The sequence below is a fragment of the Serratia sp. N21D137 genome, assembly GCF_047530005.1.
Classification (GTDB): Bacteria; Pseudomonadota; Gammaproteobacteria; order Enterobacterales; family Enterobacteriaceae; genus Chania; species Chania fonticola_B.
In genome coordinates this window covers 1-17,376 of the sequence record NZ_JBLJAJ010000035.1, presented here as the reverse complement: position 1 = coordinate 17,376, position 17,376 = coordinate 1, and the positions used below count along the sequence as shown (strand labels likewise).

The 17,376-nt window shown below is 53.9% G+C and carries 16 protein-coding genes and 1 riboswitch; of the genes, 6 read left to right on the top strand and 10 right to left on the bottom strand.

The features are described from left to right. Nucleotides 1–24: 24 nt before the first annotated feature. The 5 genes from mntP to manX form a co-directional block, all read right to left on the bottom strand. Nucleotides 25–591, bottom strand: a complete 567-nt coding sequence (gene mntP, locus ACMV5H_RS21720) for a manganese efflux pump MntP (RefSeq protein WP_024487163.1) — start codon at nt 589–591, stop codon at nt 25–27. A 12-nt stretch (nt 592–603) separates the two neighbouring features. Beyond that, nucleotides 604–783, bottom strand: a riboswitch (yybP-ykoY riboswitch). A gap of 218 nt (nt 784–1,001) precedes the next feature. After that, nucleotides 1,002–1,460, bottom strand: a complete 459-nt coding sequence (locus ACMV5H_RS21715) for a DUF986 family protein (RefSeq protein ID WP_021806775.1) — start codon at nt 1,458–1,460, stop codon at nt 1,002–1,004. 55 nt (nt 1,461–1,515) lie between these two features. Continuing rightward, a complete protein-coding gene (locus ACMV5H_RS21710; RefSeq protein ID WP_037376029.1) occupies nt 1,516–2,358 on the bottom strand; it encodes a PTS mannose transporter subunit IID in 843 nt (280 codons plus the stop codon). Nucleotides 2,359–2,373: 15 nt separating this feature from the next. Then, nucleotides 2,374–3,174, bottom strand: a complete 801-nt coding sequence (locus tag ACMV5H_RS21705) for a PTS mannose/fructose/sorbose transporter subunit IIC (protein ID WP_021181036.1) — start codon at nt 3,172–3,174, stop codon at nt 2,374–2,376. A 55-nt stretch (nt 3,175–3,229) separates the two neighbouring features. Beyond that, nucleotides 3,230–4,201: a PTS mannose transporter subunit IIAB gene (manX, locus tag ACMV5H_RS21700; RefSeq protein WP_209523880.1), complete on the bottom strand. Its 972-nt coding sequence runs from the start codon at nt 4,199–4,201 to the stop codon at nt 3,230–3,232. Between the two features lie 586 nt (nt 4,202–4,787). Between manX and ACMV5H_RS21695 the strand changes: the two genes are divergently transcribed. Then, the gene (locus ACMV5H_RS21695) at nt 4,788–6,335 is read left to right on the top strand and encodes a TerC family protein (protein WP_414822456.1); all 1,548 of its coding nucleotides are present in this window, start codon (nt 4,788–4,790) and stop codon (nt 6,333–6,335) included. A gap of 87 nt (nt 6,336–6,422) precedes the next feature. Here the strand turns inward: ACMV5H_RS21695 and ACMV5H_RS21690 are convergent, their stop codons facing one another. From ACMV5H_RS21690 to pabB, 4 genes are all read right to left on the bottom strand, one after another. Continuing rightward, nucleotides 6,423–8,024 (bottom strand): EAL domain-containing protein, encoded by a 1,602-nt coding sequence (locus ACMV5H_RS21690; RefSeq protein WP_115158062.1) that lies wholly within the window; start codon nt 8,022–8,024, stop codon nt 6,423–6,425. A 336-nt stretch (nt 8,025–8,360) separates the two neighbouring features. Further along, the gene (gene sdaA, locus ACMV5H_RS21685; RefSeq protein ID WP_021806771.1) at nt 8,361–9,725 is read right to left on the bottom strand and encodes an L-serine ammonia-lyase; all 1,365 of its coding nucleotides are present in this window, start codon (nt 9,723–9,725) and stop codon (nt 8,361–8,363) included. Nucleotides 9,726–10,097: 372 nt separating this feature from the next. After that, a complete protein-coding gene (locus tag ACMV5H_RS21680) occupies nt 10,098–10,676 on the bottom strand; it encodes a CoA pyrophosphatase (RefSeq protein ID WP_115158061.1) in 579 nt (192 codons plus the stop codon). After that, the gene (gene pabB / locus ACMV5H_RS21675; protein ID WP_115158060.1) at nt 10,673–12,046 is read right to left on the bottom strand and encodes an aminodeoxychorismate synthase component 1; all 1,374 of its coding nucleotides are present in this window, start codon (nt 12,044–12,046) and stop codon (nt 10,673–10,675) included. The genes ACMV5H_RS21680 and pabB overlap by 4 nt, the downstream gene beginning before the upstream one ends. A gap of 265 nt (nt 12,047–12,311) precedes the next feature. Between pabB and ACMV5H_RS21670 the strand changes: the two genes are divergently transcribed. Next, nucleotides 12,312–13,319 carry a glycosyltransferase gene (locus tag ACMV5H_RS21670; protein WP_414822455.1) on the top strand — a complete coding sequence of 336 codons (1,008 nt, stop codon included), beginning with the start codon at nt 12,312–12,314 and terminating at the stop codon, nt 13,317–13,319. A gap of 63 nt (nt 13,320–13,382) precedes the next feature. Further along, nucleotides 13,383–13,622: a YoaH family protein gene (locus tag ACMV5H_RS21665; protein ID WP_021181044.1), complete on the top strand. Its 240-nt coding sequence runs from the start codon at nt 13,383–13,385 to the stop codon at nt 13,620–13,622. Nucleotides 13,623–13,659: 37 nt separating this feature from the next. On the opposite strand, the gene purT is transcribed toward ACMV5H_RS21665, so the two are convergent. Further along, on the bottom strand, nt 13,660–14,838 hold the full coding sequence (gene purT, locus ACMV5H_RS21660) for a formate-dependent phosphoribosylglycinamide formyltransferase (protein ID WP_115158058.1): 1,179 nt from the start codon (nt 14,836–14,838) through the stop codon (nt 13,660–13,662). A 211-nt stretch (nt 14,839–15,049) separates the two neighbouring features. Between purT and dbpA the strand changes: the two genes are divergently transcribed. The 3 genes from dbpA (at nt 15,050) to yqfB (ending at nt 17,192) form a co-directional block, all read left to right on the top strand. Beyond that, nucleotides 15,050–16,432 (top strand): ATP-dependent RNA helicase DbpA, encoded by a 1,383-nt coding sequence (gene dbpA, locus ACMV5H_RS21655; protein WP_414822454.1) that lies wholly within the window; start codon nt 15,050–15,052, stop codon nt 16,430–16,432. A gap of 85 nt (nt 16,433–16,517) precedes the next feature. Beyond that, complete coding sequence (locus tag ACMV5H_RS21650) at nt 16,518–16,844, top strand: YebG family protein (RefSeq protein ID WP_115158056.1); 327 nt, start codon at nt 16,518–16,520, stop codon at nt 16,842–16,844. A 39-nt stretch (nt 16,845–16,883) separates the two neighbouring features. Next, a complete protein-coding gene (gene yqfB, locus ACMV5H_RS21645) occupies nt 16,884–17,192 on the top strand; it encodes a N(4)-acetylcytidine aminohydrolase (protein ID WP_024530217.1) in 309 nt (102 codons plus the stop codon). Nucleotides 17,193–17,376 lie beyond the last annotated feature (184 nt).

The window sequence follows — 17,376 nt, the reverse complement described above, 5'->3', positions numbered from 1 at the left end:
GGGAGTCTTCTTCTCTGCCAAGGATTAAGCAAGGTAACCTAAGTGCTCCAGCAGGATATTAAAGCCAATCCCGATCAACACCACGCCGCCAAGAATTTCTGCGCGCTTGCCCAGCAGCGGGCCGATAAACCGGCCAACCATCATCCCCAGCGTAGCCATGATCATGGTCGCCATACCTATTGCCATCGCGGTATGCAGGATATTAACCTGCAGGAATGCCAGACCCACACCGATTGCCATCGCATCCAGACTGGTGGCGATGGCCGTAGCAACCAGCACCCAGAAACCATGACGATTGACTTTCTCTTCTTCCGGCTTGTTTTTCACCCCTTCAACGATCATGCGTGCGCCAAGGATAAACAGCAGGCTAAAGGCGACCCAGTGGTCCCATTCCATGATGTATTGGCTGGCAAACAGCCCGATGCCCCAGCCGATAAGCGGGGTAATGGCTTCAATGATGCCAAAGATCAGACCGGTACGGATAGCTTCGCGAAAACGCGGTTGATGCAGAGTGGCACCTTTGCCGATCGACGCGGCAAACGCGTCCATAGACATGCCAAAAGCCAGGATAAGAGTTGCGGAAAGGTTCATTGAAATAGTCTCGGCCGGGTGGCTCCATATACACGTAACCCACCCCCAACCATACGACGGAGTTACGTGCCTATGGTCTCGCCAACCTACCTGGCTGCCCGCACCACGTTTCGCTGACGAAACGAGTATGTTGATACGGGCGTTTCTGGTTAAAACTCCCCCAAAAACCGGCTACTCCCCAATGACGGCGCAACCATACCATAATATTTTTGCTGCGGACAACGTTTAATTTCACCGAGGCATTGGGTGAAATTGAGACTTATTTTCATTAACCAGCTTGGTGAGAGTAATAATGGCGGTAGATGCATCAATGGTGTGGAAATAATAAGCAGGAAAAACACCATCCATGCTGATTAATTACCCAAAAAAAGCACTGTTAATTAATCAGGATGGGGTGGGGTGTTTTTAACTCATTTATTTTCAAGGAAAAAATGATAGATTTTTTCCAGGTCATCCAGATGCGTAACCTGGATTAATAACCGGCGCTGTTCTAAATCGATAACCAGAATGCCGTCTTCAGATAGATTCATGGCTTTGATGCGTCGATAGTCAATAAACGCATTTGCATAGAAGAAGCCCGTAGTTTTAAACAACATTTTGGGCTTGCGGATATAGGAGATATATACCGCCATCAACGCCAGGGAAATTAGCAGGTAGGTAGTTATCGGCGCTCCCTGCTCGACCAGGTTGCGGTAGATCAGGATGGCGATCAGACCGACGAAGATCAGGCAGTCCAGGCGATTACCCCGCTTGAGCTGCACCTTTAACAGCGTTTTTCCTTTCAGCAGGTTCATGCCGAACTCGTCATACAGCGCATACGCCAGCATCAGCAGAATAAAAATCAGTATTACGCTATCGGTCAGCGACATCTCACCACTCCATAAATAAAAAAACCGGGGGTTGCCCCCCGGCTATCAATTGCTATTACAGACCTAACAGACCAATCCAGTAACCGAAGATACCGATGGCGAAGAAGCCGATGATGATCCACAGCGCATTGACCTTCTTGCGCAGCAGCCACATACAACCGAATGTCAGCAGTAGCGGTACCAAGCCAGGCATCAACTGGTCAAGGATGGTTTGTACCGTGGTGACGTGAGTTTGCCCGGTCTGGTCGGTAATTTTTGACACTACCAGCGGGATATTCACGTGCGTCCACTTGTTAACCAGGGCCCCCATGACAAACAGGCCGAGGATAGACGCCCCTTCCGTCAGTTTTTGCAGGAAACCACCGCCCATATCGCTAACGATATCGACCCCTTTTTGATAACCGTAGGCGACACCGTAGTAACGAACCAACAGGCGTACCAGGTTAAACAGTACGAAGAACAACAGCGGGCCGAGCAGGCTGCCACTCATGGCAATACCGGCACCCAATGCGGCAAATACCGGGCGAACGGTACCCCAGAATATCGGGTCACCGACGCCGGCCAGTGGCCCCATCAGACCTACTTTGATGCCGTTGATGGCCGCATCGTCGATCGGTGCGCCGTTGGCACGCTGTTCTTCCATCGCCATGGTAACGCCAAGTATTGGCGCTGCGACGAACGGTTGCGTATTGAAGAACTCAAGATGGCGCTTGATTGCCTGCTTGCGTTCGTCGTTATTGTCAGGGTACAGGCGACGGATCACCGGCACCATCGAGAAGCAAAAACCTAGCGCCTGCATACGTTCGAAGTTCCATGAACCCTGGAACAGGTTGGAGCGTACGAATACGCCTCGAATATCGGCAGGTGTCAGTTTCTTTTGAGTCGTTGTATCAACCATTTCTTTCACCTATTCCTAGTCCAATTCGTTATCGAGGTCGTTGGCACCGGCAGGGTTGGCCTGAACCACCTGAGACTTGTTGTATTTAGGGCTGAGCTGGATGTAGAGCACCGCCATCACCACACCGATCACACCGAGTGCGACCAGGTTAAAGTTGGTGAAGGCTGCGGTAACGAAGCCCAGGTAGAAAAATGGCATCAGATAGCCGGCACGCATCATGTTGATGACCATCGCGTAACCAACTACCACGATCATGCCACCGGCGATATTCAGACCGCCTGTGACCACTTCCGGAATTGAGTTAAGCAGGGCGTGGACGCCAGCTGTACCGACAGAGACCGCCACGATCACCGCAGGAATAGCGACACGCATTGCCTGTACCAACAGGGCCGCGATGTGGATCACGGTAATACCGTTCAGGTTACCCCGTTCTGCCGCTTTGTCCGCCGCATGCTGGAAGGCCACGGTGATGGTACGCACGATAATGGTCAGTACCTGGCCTGCTGCTGCCAGTGGGATCGCCAGGGCGATACCGGCACCGATGTTTTGCCCACCGGCGATAACCAGAATGGTGGAAATAATCGATGCTAACGCCGCATCGGGTGCAACCGCAGCCCCGATGTTCATCCAACCCAGTGCGATCATCTCCAGCGTACCGCCGATGATGATACCGGTTTTGATGTCACCGAGAACGAAGCCAATCAGCGTACAGGCCACTAACGGGCGGTGGAATTGAAACTCATCCAGGACGGAACCCATCCCGGCGATACAGGCAACGATAAATATCAGTACAATCTGAAGAGTGGTGATCTCCATTGCACTTCTCCTATATGACCAAACAGCTCTGAGTAAAAAATTAACGACGTTGCCGTTAATTGAGTTTGTTAATCAGGTCCATCATTTTTAGCTGACTGTCGGAAGAGACCTTACGGACTTCAAGTTCAATCCCGCGTTCGTTTAACTTCTTAAACGCCTCGATGTCTTTCTCATCGACGGACACCGCGTTATTCACCTGGGTTTTGCCCTGGCGGAACGCCATACCACCGATATTCACCGATTTGATATCCACCCCTTCCTCTACCAGACGCCAAACGTCGGTTGGATTGGTGAACAGCAGCATTACGCGCTCACCCGCATATTTCGGGTTGTTCCAGACGCGGATCGCCTTTGCCACGTCAACAACGTGAGCGGTAACGCCTGGAGGAGCAACCTGAGTCAGCAAGGTTTTACGGACGTGGTCGGCGGCTACTTCATCACTGACTACGATGATGCGGCTGACGTTGGTCTCTTTGGTCCAGCGGGTAGCAACCTGGCCGTGGATCAGACGATCGTCGATACGTGCCAGACAGATTTTCATATGGTCATTGGGGCCGAGAGGCGCTTGGGACGCAGCGGCTTTTGGAGCAGGGGCACTTTGTGGCGCGACGGGCTTAACACTCTCTTCCACCGGTTTCTTCAGCGCTTTCACGCCTTCACGGCCGGTTTCCAACGCCAGCGCGACCAGTTCGTCAAAGCTTGGGTTGTCATCACGGGCCATGAATGTTTCCACCAGCATGGGAATGTTAACCCCGGTGATAACCTCATAGTGTGGTTTGTCTACTGCGATGCGGCTGGCCGCGTTAAACGGGCTGCCGCCCCAGGTATCAACCAGAAACAGGACGCCATCGCTGGTATCGAGTTCACTGATTTTCCCATTATATTTCTCAATTAACGTTTCAGCATTTTCACCGGGAACGAAATCTATGTAGGCGACGTTGGCTTGCTCACCCAATAGCATTTCTGCTGTTTTCAGCAGTTGTTCCGCTGCAGTCCCGTGTGTGCCGATGATAATAGCTATTGCCACTCGCTACCTCCTCGTTGAACTTAAGGCACGGATCGTGTCTTGACTCATCACCATCCTGGCAGTCACTTCCGCGGTTCAGATACGTTGGTTCAAATACATTATGGTAGAAAAAAAGAAACTCACACTTAACATTTATCACGCAGTTTCAAAAACCTGTGGCCGTTAATTCCCGTTAACGTCATTTATTTTAGTGCGTGAAAAAATAAATTTTGTGACATTGCTCTGCTATTAGTGGATCGATTAAGCCGAATAGTTGGTTTGCGGAATTAAACAGCAAAGCTGTTACAAAATGAGACGTAAACTGAATAAAGCCACTTTTCTGGCGAAAAATTTCCTGTTAGAGTGCATTCTTCTTTCATAACCAAGGAGTGAAGGGCCTCAGCCCTCCCTATGGACTGTCACCGAAGTTACTGTTTTACAAGGTTTCACCCGCCACCTGTTGGCGCCACAACGTTCGCTCGGCCTTATGGCTGCTTCCTGTTAGTGCCATCCTGTTTTCTCTCTGTCATCGCCAACGCCACGTCTGCGTTTGCTTCCCTACGTCTGAGCACAGCTCTGCCAACCTGTCTTTCTTCTGGAGTCTGATATGGAAATATTAATGGACCCCTCGATTTGGGCCGGGTTATTGACCCTGGTGGTCTTGGAAATCGTGCTGGGTATCGACAATCTGGTATTCATCGCCATTCTGGCCGACAAACTACCGCCCAAGCAGCGTGATAAAGCGCGCATTATCGGTCTTTCATTAGCCTTGGTGATGCGTCTTGGGTTGCTGTCGGTGATTTCGTGGATGGTGACGCTGACCAAACCGCTGTTCAGCGTGGGGGAGTTCGCTTTCTCTGGCCGCGACCTGATCCTGCTGTTTGGTGGGGTATTCCTGTTGTTCAAAGCCACGATGGAGCTGCATGAACGGCTGGAGGGCAGCACCCATCAGGAAGGTGCCAACCGTGGCTACGCCAAATTCTGGGCGGTGGTGGTGCAGATTGTCATCCTTGATGCGGTGTTCTCGCTCGACGCGGTGATCACGGCGGTGGGGATGGTCAACGATCTGCCGGTCATGATGGCAGCAGTAGTGATTGCGATGGCGGTGATGTTGCTGGCCTCGAAACCTTTGACCAACTTCGTGAACGCCCATCCGACCATCGTGGTGCTCTGTTTGAGCTTCCTGCTGATGATCGGCCTGAGCCTGATTGCCGAAGGCCTTGGCGTGCACATTCCGAAAGGCTATCTGTATGCGGCGATTGGTTTCTCGATCCTGATCGAGATGTTTAACCAGATTGCACGGCGCAACTTCATCAAGCACGAGTCTCGTCGCCCGATGCGCGAACGCACGGCTGAAGCGATTATGCGCCTGATGGGGCAACAGCGTACCCAGCAGCAGGTGGATGAAGACAGCCTGCATAAGGTGAAAGAAACCTTTGCGCAGGAGGAACGCTATATGATCAGCGGCGTGCTGACGTTGGCTTCCCGTACCTTGCGCAGCGTCATGACGCCGCGCACCGAGATTTCGTGGGTAGATTGCGAACGCTCCCGCGACGAGGTGCGCGAACAGTTGCTGGATACCCCGCATAGCCTGTTCCCGGTTTGCCGCTATGAGCTGGACGAGTTTATCGGCGTAGTGCGAGCCAAGGATCTGCTGGTCGCGTTGGATCAGGGCGTGGATATCGCCGAGTTTGCCGCACGTACTCCACCGATCGTGGTGCCGGAAACCATGGACGTGATCAAGCTGCTGGCAGTATTGCGCCGGGCCAAGGGCCGTCTGGTGATGGTGACCAATGAGTTTGGCGTGGTGCAGGGGCTGGTCACGCCATTAGACGTGCTGGAAGCGATTGCCGGTGAGTTCCCGGATGAAGATGAAACGCCGGATATTATCGAGGATGGCGACCGTTGGCTGGTGAAAGGCGGAGCGGATCTCCACTCGTTGGAGCAGGCGTTGGACTGTGACGATCTGGTTAGCCCCACCGAGGATTACGCCTCGCTGGCGGGCTTCCTGCTCTCATATTCTGACCAGATGCCAACGGTGGGCGACGTGGTCGAACTTCACGACCTGCGCTTTGAAATCCTTGAGATCTCGGATTATCGCATCGAGCTGGTCAGTATCACCAAGGTGAAACCGCTGCACGAACAAGACGAGTAAGTGTTCAGGCCGGGGGTATCTCCCGGCCACAGTTTGCCGCGTTGCTGGTCCATTGGCTAACGTACATAGCGAGCCGGTTGAATTGTATCAGCCGTCTCGCTTTTCTTTTGTTTGCGGCTTTTGATGCAGCGCGCGTTGGCGGGTTTCATACTGCTGCAGCCACAGCGGGAACACGTTGATCGGCATCGGCTTGGCAAAATAATATCCCTGTAAGGCATTTACTCCCTGTGAACGTAAATACTCAGCCTGTTCCTCTGTCTCAACCCCTTCGGCCACCAGTTTTAATTTCAGGCGCTGTGCCAACGTTATGATGGTATCGGTCACGGTGGCATTGACTGCGTCAGTACCAATGGCGGCGGTAAAGCCACGATCGATCTTCAACACGTCCGGGCTGAGCTTTTTCAGGTAACTGAGCGAGCTGTGGCCGGTACCGAAGTCGTCTATCGCCAGCATGATGCCCATCTCTTTGAGCGTTTTAATCTGCTCATACTGAATTTCTGACAGGGCGGTTCGCTCTGTCAGTTCCAGCATCAATGAAGGCATCGGATGGGCGGGCAGCCATATGCGGCGGATGTCATCGATAATGCTGACGGTATTGAAATGCTCAGCTGCGACGTTGATGCTGATATAGAAAGAGGGGCGGGGGGGGAACAGGTTGAGGTTTTCTACCACCGTGGTCATTAGATAACGCGTGAGGGGAATGATCAGGGCGTGTTGTTCGGCCAGCGGAATAAACACGTCTGGCGAAATCCAGCCTTGTCGCTTGTTCTTCCAGCGCATCAAGGTTTCAACGCCGACGCAGCGCCCATTATCGCTGTTGATAATCGGCTGGCAATAAACGCGAAATTCGCGATGCGAAATGGCGTGGCCAATGTGGTAAGACAGGCTCATGCGGTTGGCGGTGATCAGATAGACCACGTAGGCCGCCAGCAGGCTCAGCATCAGCGCCAGAGGAATATGGCGGGGTAGTGCGGCCAGCGCCAGAGTTCGGGCATCAGGTCCAAACAGGGAGATGGAAAAAGGATATTTGGCGGATTTTGCAGTGTATTGCAGGCCGTCTGCATTGGCATCGCTCAGGGTAATTTCCTGTTGACCATATTCCAGCCTGTAGGCACCCACGTTCAGGGCTACGCGGTGAGCGTAAGGCTCTTGTGGTTCCAGCAGGAAATTGGACAATAGATCGATATTGAAAACGTTCAACACTCCGCTGGTACTTTGGTTGGGCAACGGAGTCCATAGCACCAGCGTTGGCGTTCCTTTTGCCACCATGAGGGAGGGGCGCAGTGCCAGCTGCATGCCGCCTTGGGTCATGGTCGGGAAAATGGAGGTAAACACATAGTGGCGCTGACCAAACAGGCTGGAGCAATAAATCGTACCATCCTTGACTAGCAGCAACGAGCGCAGCGCCTGATTCTGTGCGGCACGAAAGCGTAACGTTGGCATCACCGAATCGCAGGGTTGCCCGATTAGCGACATGGTGCTGAGAGCCTGTTGCTCTGCGGGCAGCAGCAACGCATTGAGTTTGGTGATCACTCGGCTGGCCAGGACGCGCTGGTTCTGCTCGGTATTACGGATTTCCTGATAGTAGCGGGTATAAAGCGAAATCAACAAAATAGCCAACCCAACCGCGCCGGCGAGAAGCCAACGGTAATAGCGGTATTTCGATGCGGCAAGTTGGGTCATCAACATCCGGTAAGTCCTTGTTCAGTCTAGCTGCCTGACGCCACTTCCAGGCGCAATTCAGTAATACTATGCTTGGCTAATTCTAGCCTGTTCGCATGGAAAATTGATGGTAACTCAACAAATTATTTCGGTTCGTGCAATCAAAGGGGAAATTTTGGGGTTAACCGGCGGATGGGCGAGGTGGTCAGGTTAGCAGTATTGCTGAATTTGTACGGGGCAACGAGGTTTTTCCCCAGCTAATCTATTGATTCTCTGAGTGTGCGCAGCACGCGGTTGCGTAGCCAGTTCAGACTTTTTCAGCCGTTCCCCCTCGCCGGTGATGACGAGGGGGGACAGACTTAATCAGTCACACTGAACCTTGATCGCCAGACCGCCACGGGAGGTCTCACGATACTTGGCGTTCATGTCTTTACCGGTTTCGTACATGGTTTCGATCACCTTATCCAGCGACACACGCGGCTCGCTGGTGCGGCGCAATGCCATACGCGCCGAGTTGATCGCCTTCACCGAGGCAATGGCATTGCGCTCGATGCAAGGGACCTGTACCTGACCGGCAACGGGATCGCAGGTCAAGCCCAGGTTATGCTCCATGCCGATTTCGGCGGCGATGCAAACCTGCTCAGGGCTGCCGCCAAGCAACTCGGCCAGGCCCGCAGCGGCCATTGAACAGGCCACACCAACTTCGCCCTGGCAGCCCACTTCGGCACCGGAAATTGAGGCGTTCATTTTATACAGCGTGCCAATCGCACCGGATGCCATAAAGTAACGGACATAGGTTTCCGGGCTGACGGACTCGATGAAATGATCGTAGTAAGCCAGCACCGCAGGGACGATCCCGCAGGCTCCGTTGGTTGGGGCGGTCACCACGCGGCCACCGGCGGCGTTCTCTTCGTTCACCGCCAGCGCAAACATGTTGACCCAGTCGATCACGTTCATTGGGTCGCTGGACAGTTTGTCTGAGGAAACCAGCAAGCGGCGCAGGGCGGAGGCGCGGCGTGGAACCCGCAGAGGACCAGGCAGTACGCCTTCGGTGTTCAGACCACGATCGATACAGGCGCGCATGGTTTGCCAAACGTTACCGAAATAGGCTTCGATCTCCTGCTTGCTATGCAGTGCCAGTTCGTTTTGCATGACCATCCCGGAGAGGGACAGACCGGTGGCGTTGCAGTGGGCCAACATTTCACTTGCCGAGTGGAACGGATAGGGAACCGAGATTTCATTACTTTCGGCTTTGCCGAAATGTTCTTCGTCAACGATAAACCCGCCACCGATGGAGTAATAAGTTTTGCTGTAAATCTGCTTGTCTCCAGCAAAGGCATGGATCTGCATGGCGTTTTCGTGCAGCGGCATATTGTCGCTACGGAATACCATGCCGCCGTCGCGGGGGAAATCGACTTCGTGCAGGCCGTTGGCCAGCATCAGGCGTTGACGTTGCTCAACATCGCGAATAAAGCCTGGAATGCCATCGATATCGACAGTATCAGGCATATTGCCCGCCAGGCCGAGAATGATGGCGATATCGGTATGGTGACCTTTACCGGTCAATGAGAGTGAGCCGTAAACATCGACGGCAACACGCGTGACGGAAGGCATCAAGCCTTCGTTTACCAGATCGTCGACAAACTGTTTGCCGGCTTTCATCGGTCCAACCGTATGAGAGCTGGACGGGCCGATGCCGATCTTAAACATGTCGAAAACGCTAATCACGCTAAAACTCCTTAAAGAGGCATATTGTTATGGCTGCTACGGTTAAAAACCGCGCAGGGAACGGCGATAGTGTAAAAGGGCCGTACGGGTTTTGCGGCCCTTTTCGCATGAAATAAAGTAATCCTTGGTATTGCTGTTAACGCCTTAAAACGCTACCGGGGTAATCCTTATAATATTAGTGGTTTATTCCGGTCGTGGCTATTTTACAGGTATTTCGTAAGGCTGAAGAGAGAGTTTACAGTTTTTTTAAAACATCGATAGCGGTAACGGTAGTTGATAAAACAGACTGCTGGAGTGATAGCGATCGCTTTATACTCAAAACGACAGGTAATCCCGGCTTTAACGTGATGTATGTCTCAAAAAATGCCCGATTCAAAGGCTGACTTGCTGTGCCAGGCGGCGAATAATCGCGGCCGTCAGACCCCAGACGAACTGGCTCTGATACCAGGAAAGATAGACTCGATGTGCGTGGCCGCCACGATGAATGTCCAGTGGATAATAGCGTGAGAGCCGCAGCGCTTCTTGCAGCGGGATTTCGAACACCTCGGCGACCTCATCTTCGTTGGCATGAAACGCCACATCTGCCGGGATCAGGCCCACCACCGGTGTCACCTGAAAACCGGTGCTGCTGTCGAGCGGGGCCAACTGGCCGAGGATGTGCACCCGCTGCGGCGGGATCGCCACTTCTTCCTGCGCTTCACGCAGTGCGGTAACGATGGGAGAACCGTCTTCAGCATCGGTTTTACCGCCGGGGAAGGCCACTTGACCCGCGTGTTTACGCAGTGAATCGGCGCGGCGGGTGAGCAACAGGGTCGGTTCTGGCCGACAAACGATCGGGATCAGCACGGCGGCTGGGCGCGAGTGGTGGGAGATCTGCATCGCCTGCGGCTGTTGCAGCTGAAAGCGGCTGATAAAATCGGCCAATGAGGCCGGATAGTCCTGATGGCTCACGAAACGGTAAACTCCCCCAGCTGTGGCAAGATACGGCCTACCTTATCAAAGGTTTCCTGATACTCCGCCTGTTCCTGACTATCTGCAACGATGCCACCACCGGCAGAACAGCTGATGCGCCCGTTTTCGGCAATCAGGGTGCGGATGGTGATATTGGTGTCCATGGTACCGCAAACGCTGAGATAGCCAATGCTGCCACAATAGGCATTACGACGCTGCGGCTCCAACTCTTCGATGATTTCCATTGCCCGCACTTTGGGCGCGCCGGTAATCGATCCGCCGGGAAAACAGGCGCGCAACAGCTCGCTAGCCGAGCGGTTAACGGGCAGGGTGGCCGTAATGGTACTGACCAGATGATGTACCGCCGGGAACGGCTCAACCACGAACAGTTCCGGCACCTTGACGCTGCCAGGCTCTGCCACACGGCCAATGTCATTACGCAGCAGATCGACAATCATCAGATTTTCGGCCCGGTCCTTGGGGGAATTGGCCAACTTTTGTGCCTGTTCTGCATCCAGCGCGGCATCGGCAAGGCGGGGTAGTGTGCCTTTGATGGGCCTGGTCTGGATCTGCCGATCGGCCAACCACAGGAAACGTTCTGGTGAAACGCTCAACACCGCGTTGGTGGGCAGGCGCAGGAACGCGGAGAACGGTGCACGGTTGCTGGCGCTTAGCTGCTGGAATGCCTGCCATTCGTCCCCTTGGTACGGGGCGGAAAAACGCTGAGCCAAATTGATCTGATAGCAATCGCCACTGCGCAGATAGCTCTGGATCCGCCGGAATTTTTCGCCATATTGTTGGCGCGTCATGTTGGCCTGCCAGTTGCCGGTCAGTGCGAAGGGGGGCTGTGGCACAACCCGCTGTTGGTTAAGCCATTGCCAGCGCTGTTCTACATCCCCATAGCTGAGCAGGGTCAGTTTTTGCTGATGATGATCGGCGATCAGGGCCCAGTCATAAATACCCACCGCCATATCCGGCAGCTTGATATCGGCCTGTGCCAACTGCGGCAATGCTTCGATACGTCGCCCCAAATCATAGCCAAATAGTCCCAGCGCTCCCCCTTGAAAGGGCAGTTCGCCGTTCAGTGGCGGATGCAGGTTGAGAGCATCTAGCTGTTGCTGCAACAGCACAAAGGGATCTTCCGGTGAGTGACTGCGAGTCTCTCCCTGCTGGATCTCGGTGCTGGCACCGCAAGTCGTCAGCGTGGTGCGCGGTTCTGCCACCAGAATGTCAAACCGGTTATGCGGGTGCTCGGCAAAGCCTGAATGCAGCAGCATAGCCCAAGGCCGTTGTGCCAATGGAGCGAACAGCGTTAATACGGCTTCGCGCGTATAGGGTAACGATTTAAGGTTTGGGGCGGTGACATTCATAGGATCAATCAACCTGACTTACGTAAACAGCGGTGTTGGCAGCCATTCTGCCACATTACGCTATAGGGTGCTGCTTACAGATTAGCCGGATGAAAAGTAAACCAAGCGTAAATGGAGCATTTTTTGCCACGTCTGCCATATTATAACATGTAAAAATCTCGCCTATATTCACCGGAATAAATTTCCGCGATGAATGCTCTAATAAGTAAAAATAAATTCAAAATTATCTTTTTCACCCGAAAATCATTCTGCAGGTGAGGCGGCAATGTCATTAAAATTAAGCGTTATTGTTCCTTTGCATAATGTAGGGGAGCTATTTATTCCTTTCTTGAATTCATTGCTGGCGCAAGATGAGCAGCAGTTGGAGGTGATCATCGTTAACGATGGTTCCACCGACGGCTCAGGAGAGATCGCGCACCGCTACGCTGTGCAGCATCCGCATATCAAGGTCATCGACCAGCCCAATTCAGGGGTTTCCAATGCCCGCAATGCTGGGCTGGCCGTGGCCCGTGGCAAATATGTTGCCTTCCCCGATGCCGATGACTTATTGCATCCAAAAATATATTCAACGCTGCTTACAGTAGCCGAAGAACATCAATTAGACGTGATGCAATGTAACGGCGAACGCTATTTTGCAAATAATGGTGATGTGAACCCCATTATTCCTGTTGGGCGCTTGAAAGATACGGCGGTTATTTCTGGCGCGCAGTGGTTGGAAATGGCGTTGAAATCACGACGCTTTATTCATGTGGTGTGGTTAGCCGTGTATCGCCTGGATTTTATCAAGCAGCACCAACTTTATTTCGAACCTGGTTTACACCACCAGGATATCCCGTGGACCACCGAGGTAATGTTCAATGCTCAACGAGTGAAATACCTGAGCAAACCGCTATATCGCCAACGGGTACACGACCGCTCGATCAGCAACCGTCGGCGTACCGGGCAGGCGAACGTCGAGTATCAGCGTCACTATATGAAAATCGTCGAGATGCTGGTGGCGCTGAATCAGCGTTACAGCAGCAAGGTCCCGATTTGTGCGGCCTTCCACTGGCAAATCGCGCGTGAAGCGCTGGGGATTTGCCATAGTATTCGCCGTGAGCCCGAATTGCAGGCACAACAACAGATTGCTGAAGATTTCTACCGGCGTGGCATTCAGCGGATGATGATCGACAATATGCGGGGGATCAAGCAGACATGGCATGTGATGTTGTGGCTGCATCGCTTAAAACAGTGGCGCATTGATAACGCGACCCCCTTGCGGGCCAGCGAATAACAGGTGTAGGGATCTGCGTCGTTAGCGCGTATAATTCACGCCTATTTTACCGGGGAGAAATACATGCTTGCAGGTATGCCGTCACTGAGTCACCAAGAACAGCAGGAAGCTGCTGAACGTATCCATCTGCTGATGGGGCAGGGCATGAGCAGCGGAGAGGCCATCGCGACTGTGGCGCAAGAAATCCGCGAAAAACATCAGGGCGATCAGGTTAGCGTGATGTTCGACGATGAAGAAGAACAGCAGCAGGAAGAACCGACCGAGTATCTGGACGAAGATAGCGAAGACGACGAAAACTACTGACGTTAGCGGGGGTCGGCGTCCCGAACCCCCAACCGGTTTACCCTTGCACCGTCACCGCAGCAGCAGCCTGTTTGGCCAGCTCTACTGCTTGCTCTACTTCTGGCGCAACGGCCAGTGCAACGCCCATCCGGCGTTTGCCATCGATGTTCGGTTTACCGAATAACCGCACCTGATTATAACCATTCAGTGCCGTCTCCAACCCGCTGAAGCGCACGTTGTCGCTGCTTAGCTCCGGCAGGATCACCGCAGAGGCGGCGGGCCCGAACTGGCGTATCGCGTTAATCGGCAGCCCAAGGAAAGCGCGCACGTGCAGCGCAAACTCGGACAGATCCTGCGAAATCAGCGTAACCATGCCGGTGTCGTGCGGGCGTGGAGAGACCTCACTGAAAATCACCTCATCACCGCAGACGAACAGCTCTACGCCGAACAGGCCAAATCCACCCAGTGCGTTAACCACCTTGGCGGCGATCCCCTGAGCACGGCTTAATGCCAGCTCAGACATCCGCTGCGGCTGCCAGGACTCGCGGTAGTCCCCATCTTCCTGACGGTGGCCGATCGGCTCACAGAAATGTACGCCATCGACGGCGTTGATGGTCAGCAGAGTGATCTCGAAATCAAATTTGACCAGCCCTTCAACAATGACCCGGCCTCCGCCAGCGCGCCCACCGAGCTGTGCGTAATCCCAGGCGGCGCCCAGTTGCTGCTCTTCACGGATCAGGCTTTGCCCTTTGCCGGATGAGCTCATCACTGGCTTGACGATGCACGGGTAACCGATTTCGGCCACCGCTTGGCGGAAGCTTTGCTCGTTATCGGCAAAGCGGTAGCTGGAGGTTGGCAGCTCCAGCGTTTCAGCGGCCAGACGGCGAATACCTTCACGGTTCATGGTCAGACGTGTGGCTTCTGCGCAGGGGACGACATTATGGCCCTGTTGCTCCAACTCAACCAGCATGCTGGTAGCGATAGCCTCTATTTCCGGCACGATAAAATCGGGGCGTTCCTGTTCGATCAACGCTTTTAGCGCCGCGCCATCCAGCATATTGATGACGTGGCTGCGGTGTGCCACATGCATGGCTGGGGCATCGGCATAACGGTCAACGGCAATCACTTCCAAGCCTAAACGCTGGCATTCGATGGCCACTTCTTTGCCCAGCTCGCCTGAGCCGAGTAGCATAACGCGGGTGGCGGCAGGACGCAGGGCGGTTCCAATAGTTAACATAGTCTGATACCTGGATCTGAATGAATTCACGGGTCTGACACTGAGCGCGCAGTATATACGAAAACGATTGCGTACGACCAGCGGTGCATAATAACCGCTTTTTTTAACGCCGAAATCCGGAAACCCCACCAACTCTGTTATCATCTGCGCCTGATCCGGTGCCAGCCAAGCGCAGCGCCGCCTTTCCACTTGCTATATAAGAGTTATTGCCGTGAGCACAGTTTCTTTTTCTTCCCTGCCGCTGCCAGCTGAACAGTTGGCCAACCTCAACGAACTGGGGTATGCCGAAATGACGCCGGTACAGGCCGCAGCACTGCCTGCCATCCTGAACGGGCAGGACGTACGTGCCAAAGCGAAAACCGGTAGCGGTAAGACGGCGGCATTTGGCATCGGCCTGCTGGATAAAATCAACGTTGCCAAAGTGACAACCCAAGCGCTTATTCTGTGCCCGACGCGTGAGCTGGCCGACCAGGTGAGCAAAGAGCTGCGCCGCCTGGCCCGCTTTACCCAGAACATCAAGATACTGACTTTGTGTGGTGGCCAACCGGTGGGGCCACAGCTCGACTCCCTGGTGCATGCGCCGCACATTGTGGTGGGTACGCCGGGCCGTGTGCAGGAGCATCTGCGCAAGAAAACCCTGGTGCTGGACGAGATGACCGTGCTGGTGCTGGATGAGGCCGACCGCATGCTGGACATGGGCTTTGCCGATGATATCGATGATGTGATCAGCTATACGCCGCCGCAGCGCCAGACCCTGCTATTTTCTGCCACCTATCCGGCGGGCATTGAGCGTATTAGCGCCCGTGTGCAACGCCAGCCACTGAATGTGGAAGTTGAAGATGGCGATGAGCAAGCCTCTATCGAACAACGTTTCTATGAAACCACTCGCGATCAACGCCCTGCGGTGCTGGTGAGCGCCATCCGCCATTATCAGCCCGCGTCCTGCGTGGTGTTCTGTAACACCAAGCGTGATTGCCAGAGCGTGTATGAAGCGCTGGAAGCCCGTGATATCAGCTGCATGGCGCTGCATGGCGATCTTGAACAACGCGATCGTGACCAGGTGCTGGTTCGCTTTGCCAACCGTAGTTGCCGTGTATTGGTGGCGACCGACGTGGCCGCGCGTGGCTTGGATATCAAAGAATTGGAGCTGGTGGTCAACTACGAGTTGTCGTTTGACCCTGAGGTTCACGTCCACCGTATTGGCCGTACTGGCCGTGCCGGTCTGAGTGGGTTGGCAATCAGCCTGTGTACGCCGCAGGAAATGGTGCGTGTTCATGCTCTCGAAGAGTATCTGTCCATGCGCGCAAAATGGTCGCCGGTGTCTGAGCTGAGCGGGGCGTCTAACGCGCCGCTGGAAGCGGAAATGGTCACCCTTTGCATAGACGGTGGCCGCAAGGCAAAAATCCGCCCTGGCGATATTCTTGGGGCGTTGACCGGTGACGCCGGGCTAACGGCGGCAGAAGTCGGCAAGATCGACATGTTCCCGGTGCATGCCTATGTGGCTATCCGTAAGGCCAGCGCCCGTAAGGCACTGCAACAGCTTCAGCAAGGTAAGATCAAAGGCAAGAGCTGCAAAGTGCGGCTGTTGAAATAATAAACGGCAGGGCGCTTGCAGCCCTGCCCGAAATTACTCTATACTGTATAAAAATACAGTATCATAACCTTTGAGGAAGATGCTCATGGCTGTTGAAGTGAAATATGTAGTAGTGAGAAACGGTGAGGAAAAAATGACTTTCGCAAACAAGAAAGAAGCCGATGCCTACGACAAAATGTTGGATCTGGCCGATAGCCTCGGTGAATGGTTGCAGCAAGCGCCAGTCTCGCTGGAAGAAGAACAGCGTGAAGGGTTGAGCTTCTTCCTGGCGGAACACAAAGATGTGCTGGCGCAGATCCTGCGTGGTGGTGCCCCGCAAGAAGCCGCCAAAAAACCAGCCAAAACCAAAGGTGAGAAACCTGCCGCCGTCCCGGAAGAAGGCGCTGCGTCAGAAGAGCAGCAGGCCGCCTAAGCAGTGGTACAGCAACATGATGATAACCAAGGATCCAGCATGTCCCGTGAGATAACCTTCTTCAGCCGTTTTGAGCAAGATATTCTGGCCGGGCGCAAAACCATTACCATTCGGGATGCTAGCGAAGCTCACTTCCAGCCGAACGAGGTGCTGCGCGTCAGCCGCAACGAAGACGGCGTATTTTTCTGTTATATCGAGGTAAAGTCGGTAACGCCGGTGCGCCTGGATGAGCTAACGCATGAACATGCGCAGCAGGAGAATATGACGCTCAGCGAACTCAAGCAGGTGATCCAGGATATCTACCCAGGGCTGGATGAGCTGTTTGTCATCGCGTTTACCAAGCGCTGATGCGGTACGCCATCTCACATTGCGATGAGATGCTGACAAACCTAACCGGTTCACTGCGTAGGGGCGCTGCATGTGAACTGAACCCCAAATGTTGGACAAACATCTGACATTTGGAGGTACAGTTCTGATGAAGTATTCACTTCAGTTCAAACTTGACGTTGTCCGGTACTATCTTGCCGGACTC

What these genes read in the sequence shown, in the direction of transcription:
- mntP (WP_024487163.1), bottom strand. Translation starts at nt 591, where the DNA reads ATGAACCTTTCCGCAACTCTTATCCTGGCTTTTGGCATGTCTATGGAC.
- ACMV5H_RS21715 (WP_021806775.1), bottom strand. Translation starts at nt 1,460, where the DNA reads ATGTCGCTGACCGATAGCGTAATACTGATTTTTATTCTGCTGATGCTG.
- ACMV5H_RS21710 (WP_037376029.1), bottom strand. Translation starts at nt 2,358, where the DNA reads ATGGTTGATACAACGACTCAAAAGAAACTGACACCTGCCGATATTCGA.
- ACMV5H_RS21705 (WP_021181036.1), bottom strand. Translation starts at nt 3,174, where the DNA reads ATGGAGATCACCACTCTTCAGATTGTACTGATATTTATCGTTGCCTGT.
- ACMV5H_RS21695 (WP_414822456.1), top strand. Translation starts at nt 4,788, where the DNA reads ATGGAAATATTAATGGACCCCTCGATTTGGGCCGGGTTATTGACCCTG.
- ACMV5H_RS21690 (WP_115158062.1), bottom strand. Translation starts at nt 8,024, where the DNA reads ATGTTGATGACCCAACTTGCCGCATCGAAATACCGCTATTACCGTTGG.
- pabB (WP_115158060.1), bottom strand. Translation starts at nt 12,046, where the DNA reads ATGAATGTCACCGCCCCAAACCTTAAATCGTTACCCTATACGCGCGAA.
- ACMV5H_RS21670 (WP_414822455.1), top strand. Translation starts at nt 12,312, where the DNA reads ATGTCATTAAAATTAAGCGTTATTGTTCCTTTGCATAATGTAGGGGAG.
- ACMV5H_RS21665 (WP_021181044.1), top strand. Translation starts at nt 13,383, where the DNA reads ATGCTTGCAGGTATGCCGTCACTGAGTCACCAAGAACAGCAGGAAGCT.
- purT (WP_115158058.1), bottom strand. Translation starts at nt 14,838, where the DNA reads ATGTTAACTATTGGAACCGCCCTGCGTCCTGCCGCCACCCGCGTTATG.
- ACMV5H_RS21650 (WP_115158056.1), top strand. Translation starts at nt 16,518, where the DNA reads ATGGCTGTTGAAGTGAAATATGTAGTAGTGAGAAACGGTGAGGAAAAA.
- yqfB (WP_024530217.1), top strand. Translation starts at nt 16,884, where the DNA reads ATGTCCCGTGAGATAACCTTCTTCAGCCGTTTTGAGCAAGATATTCTG.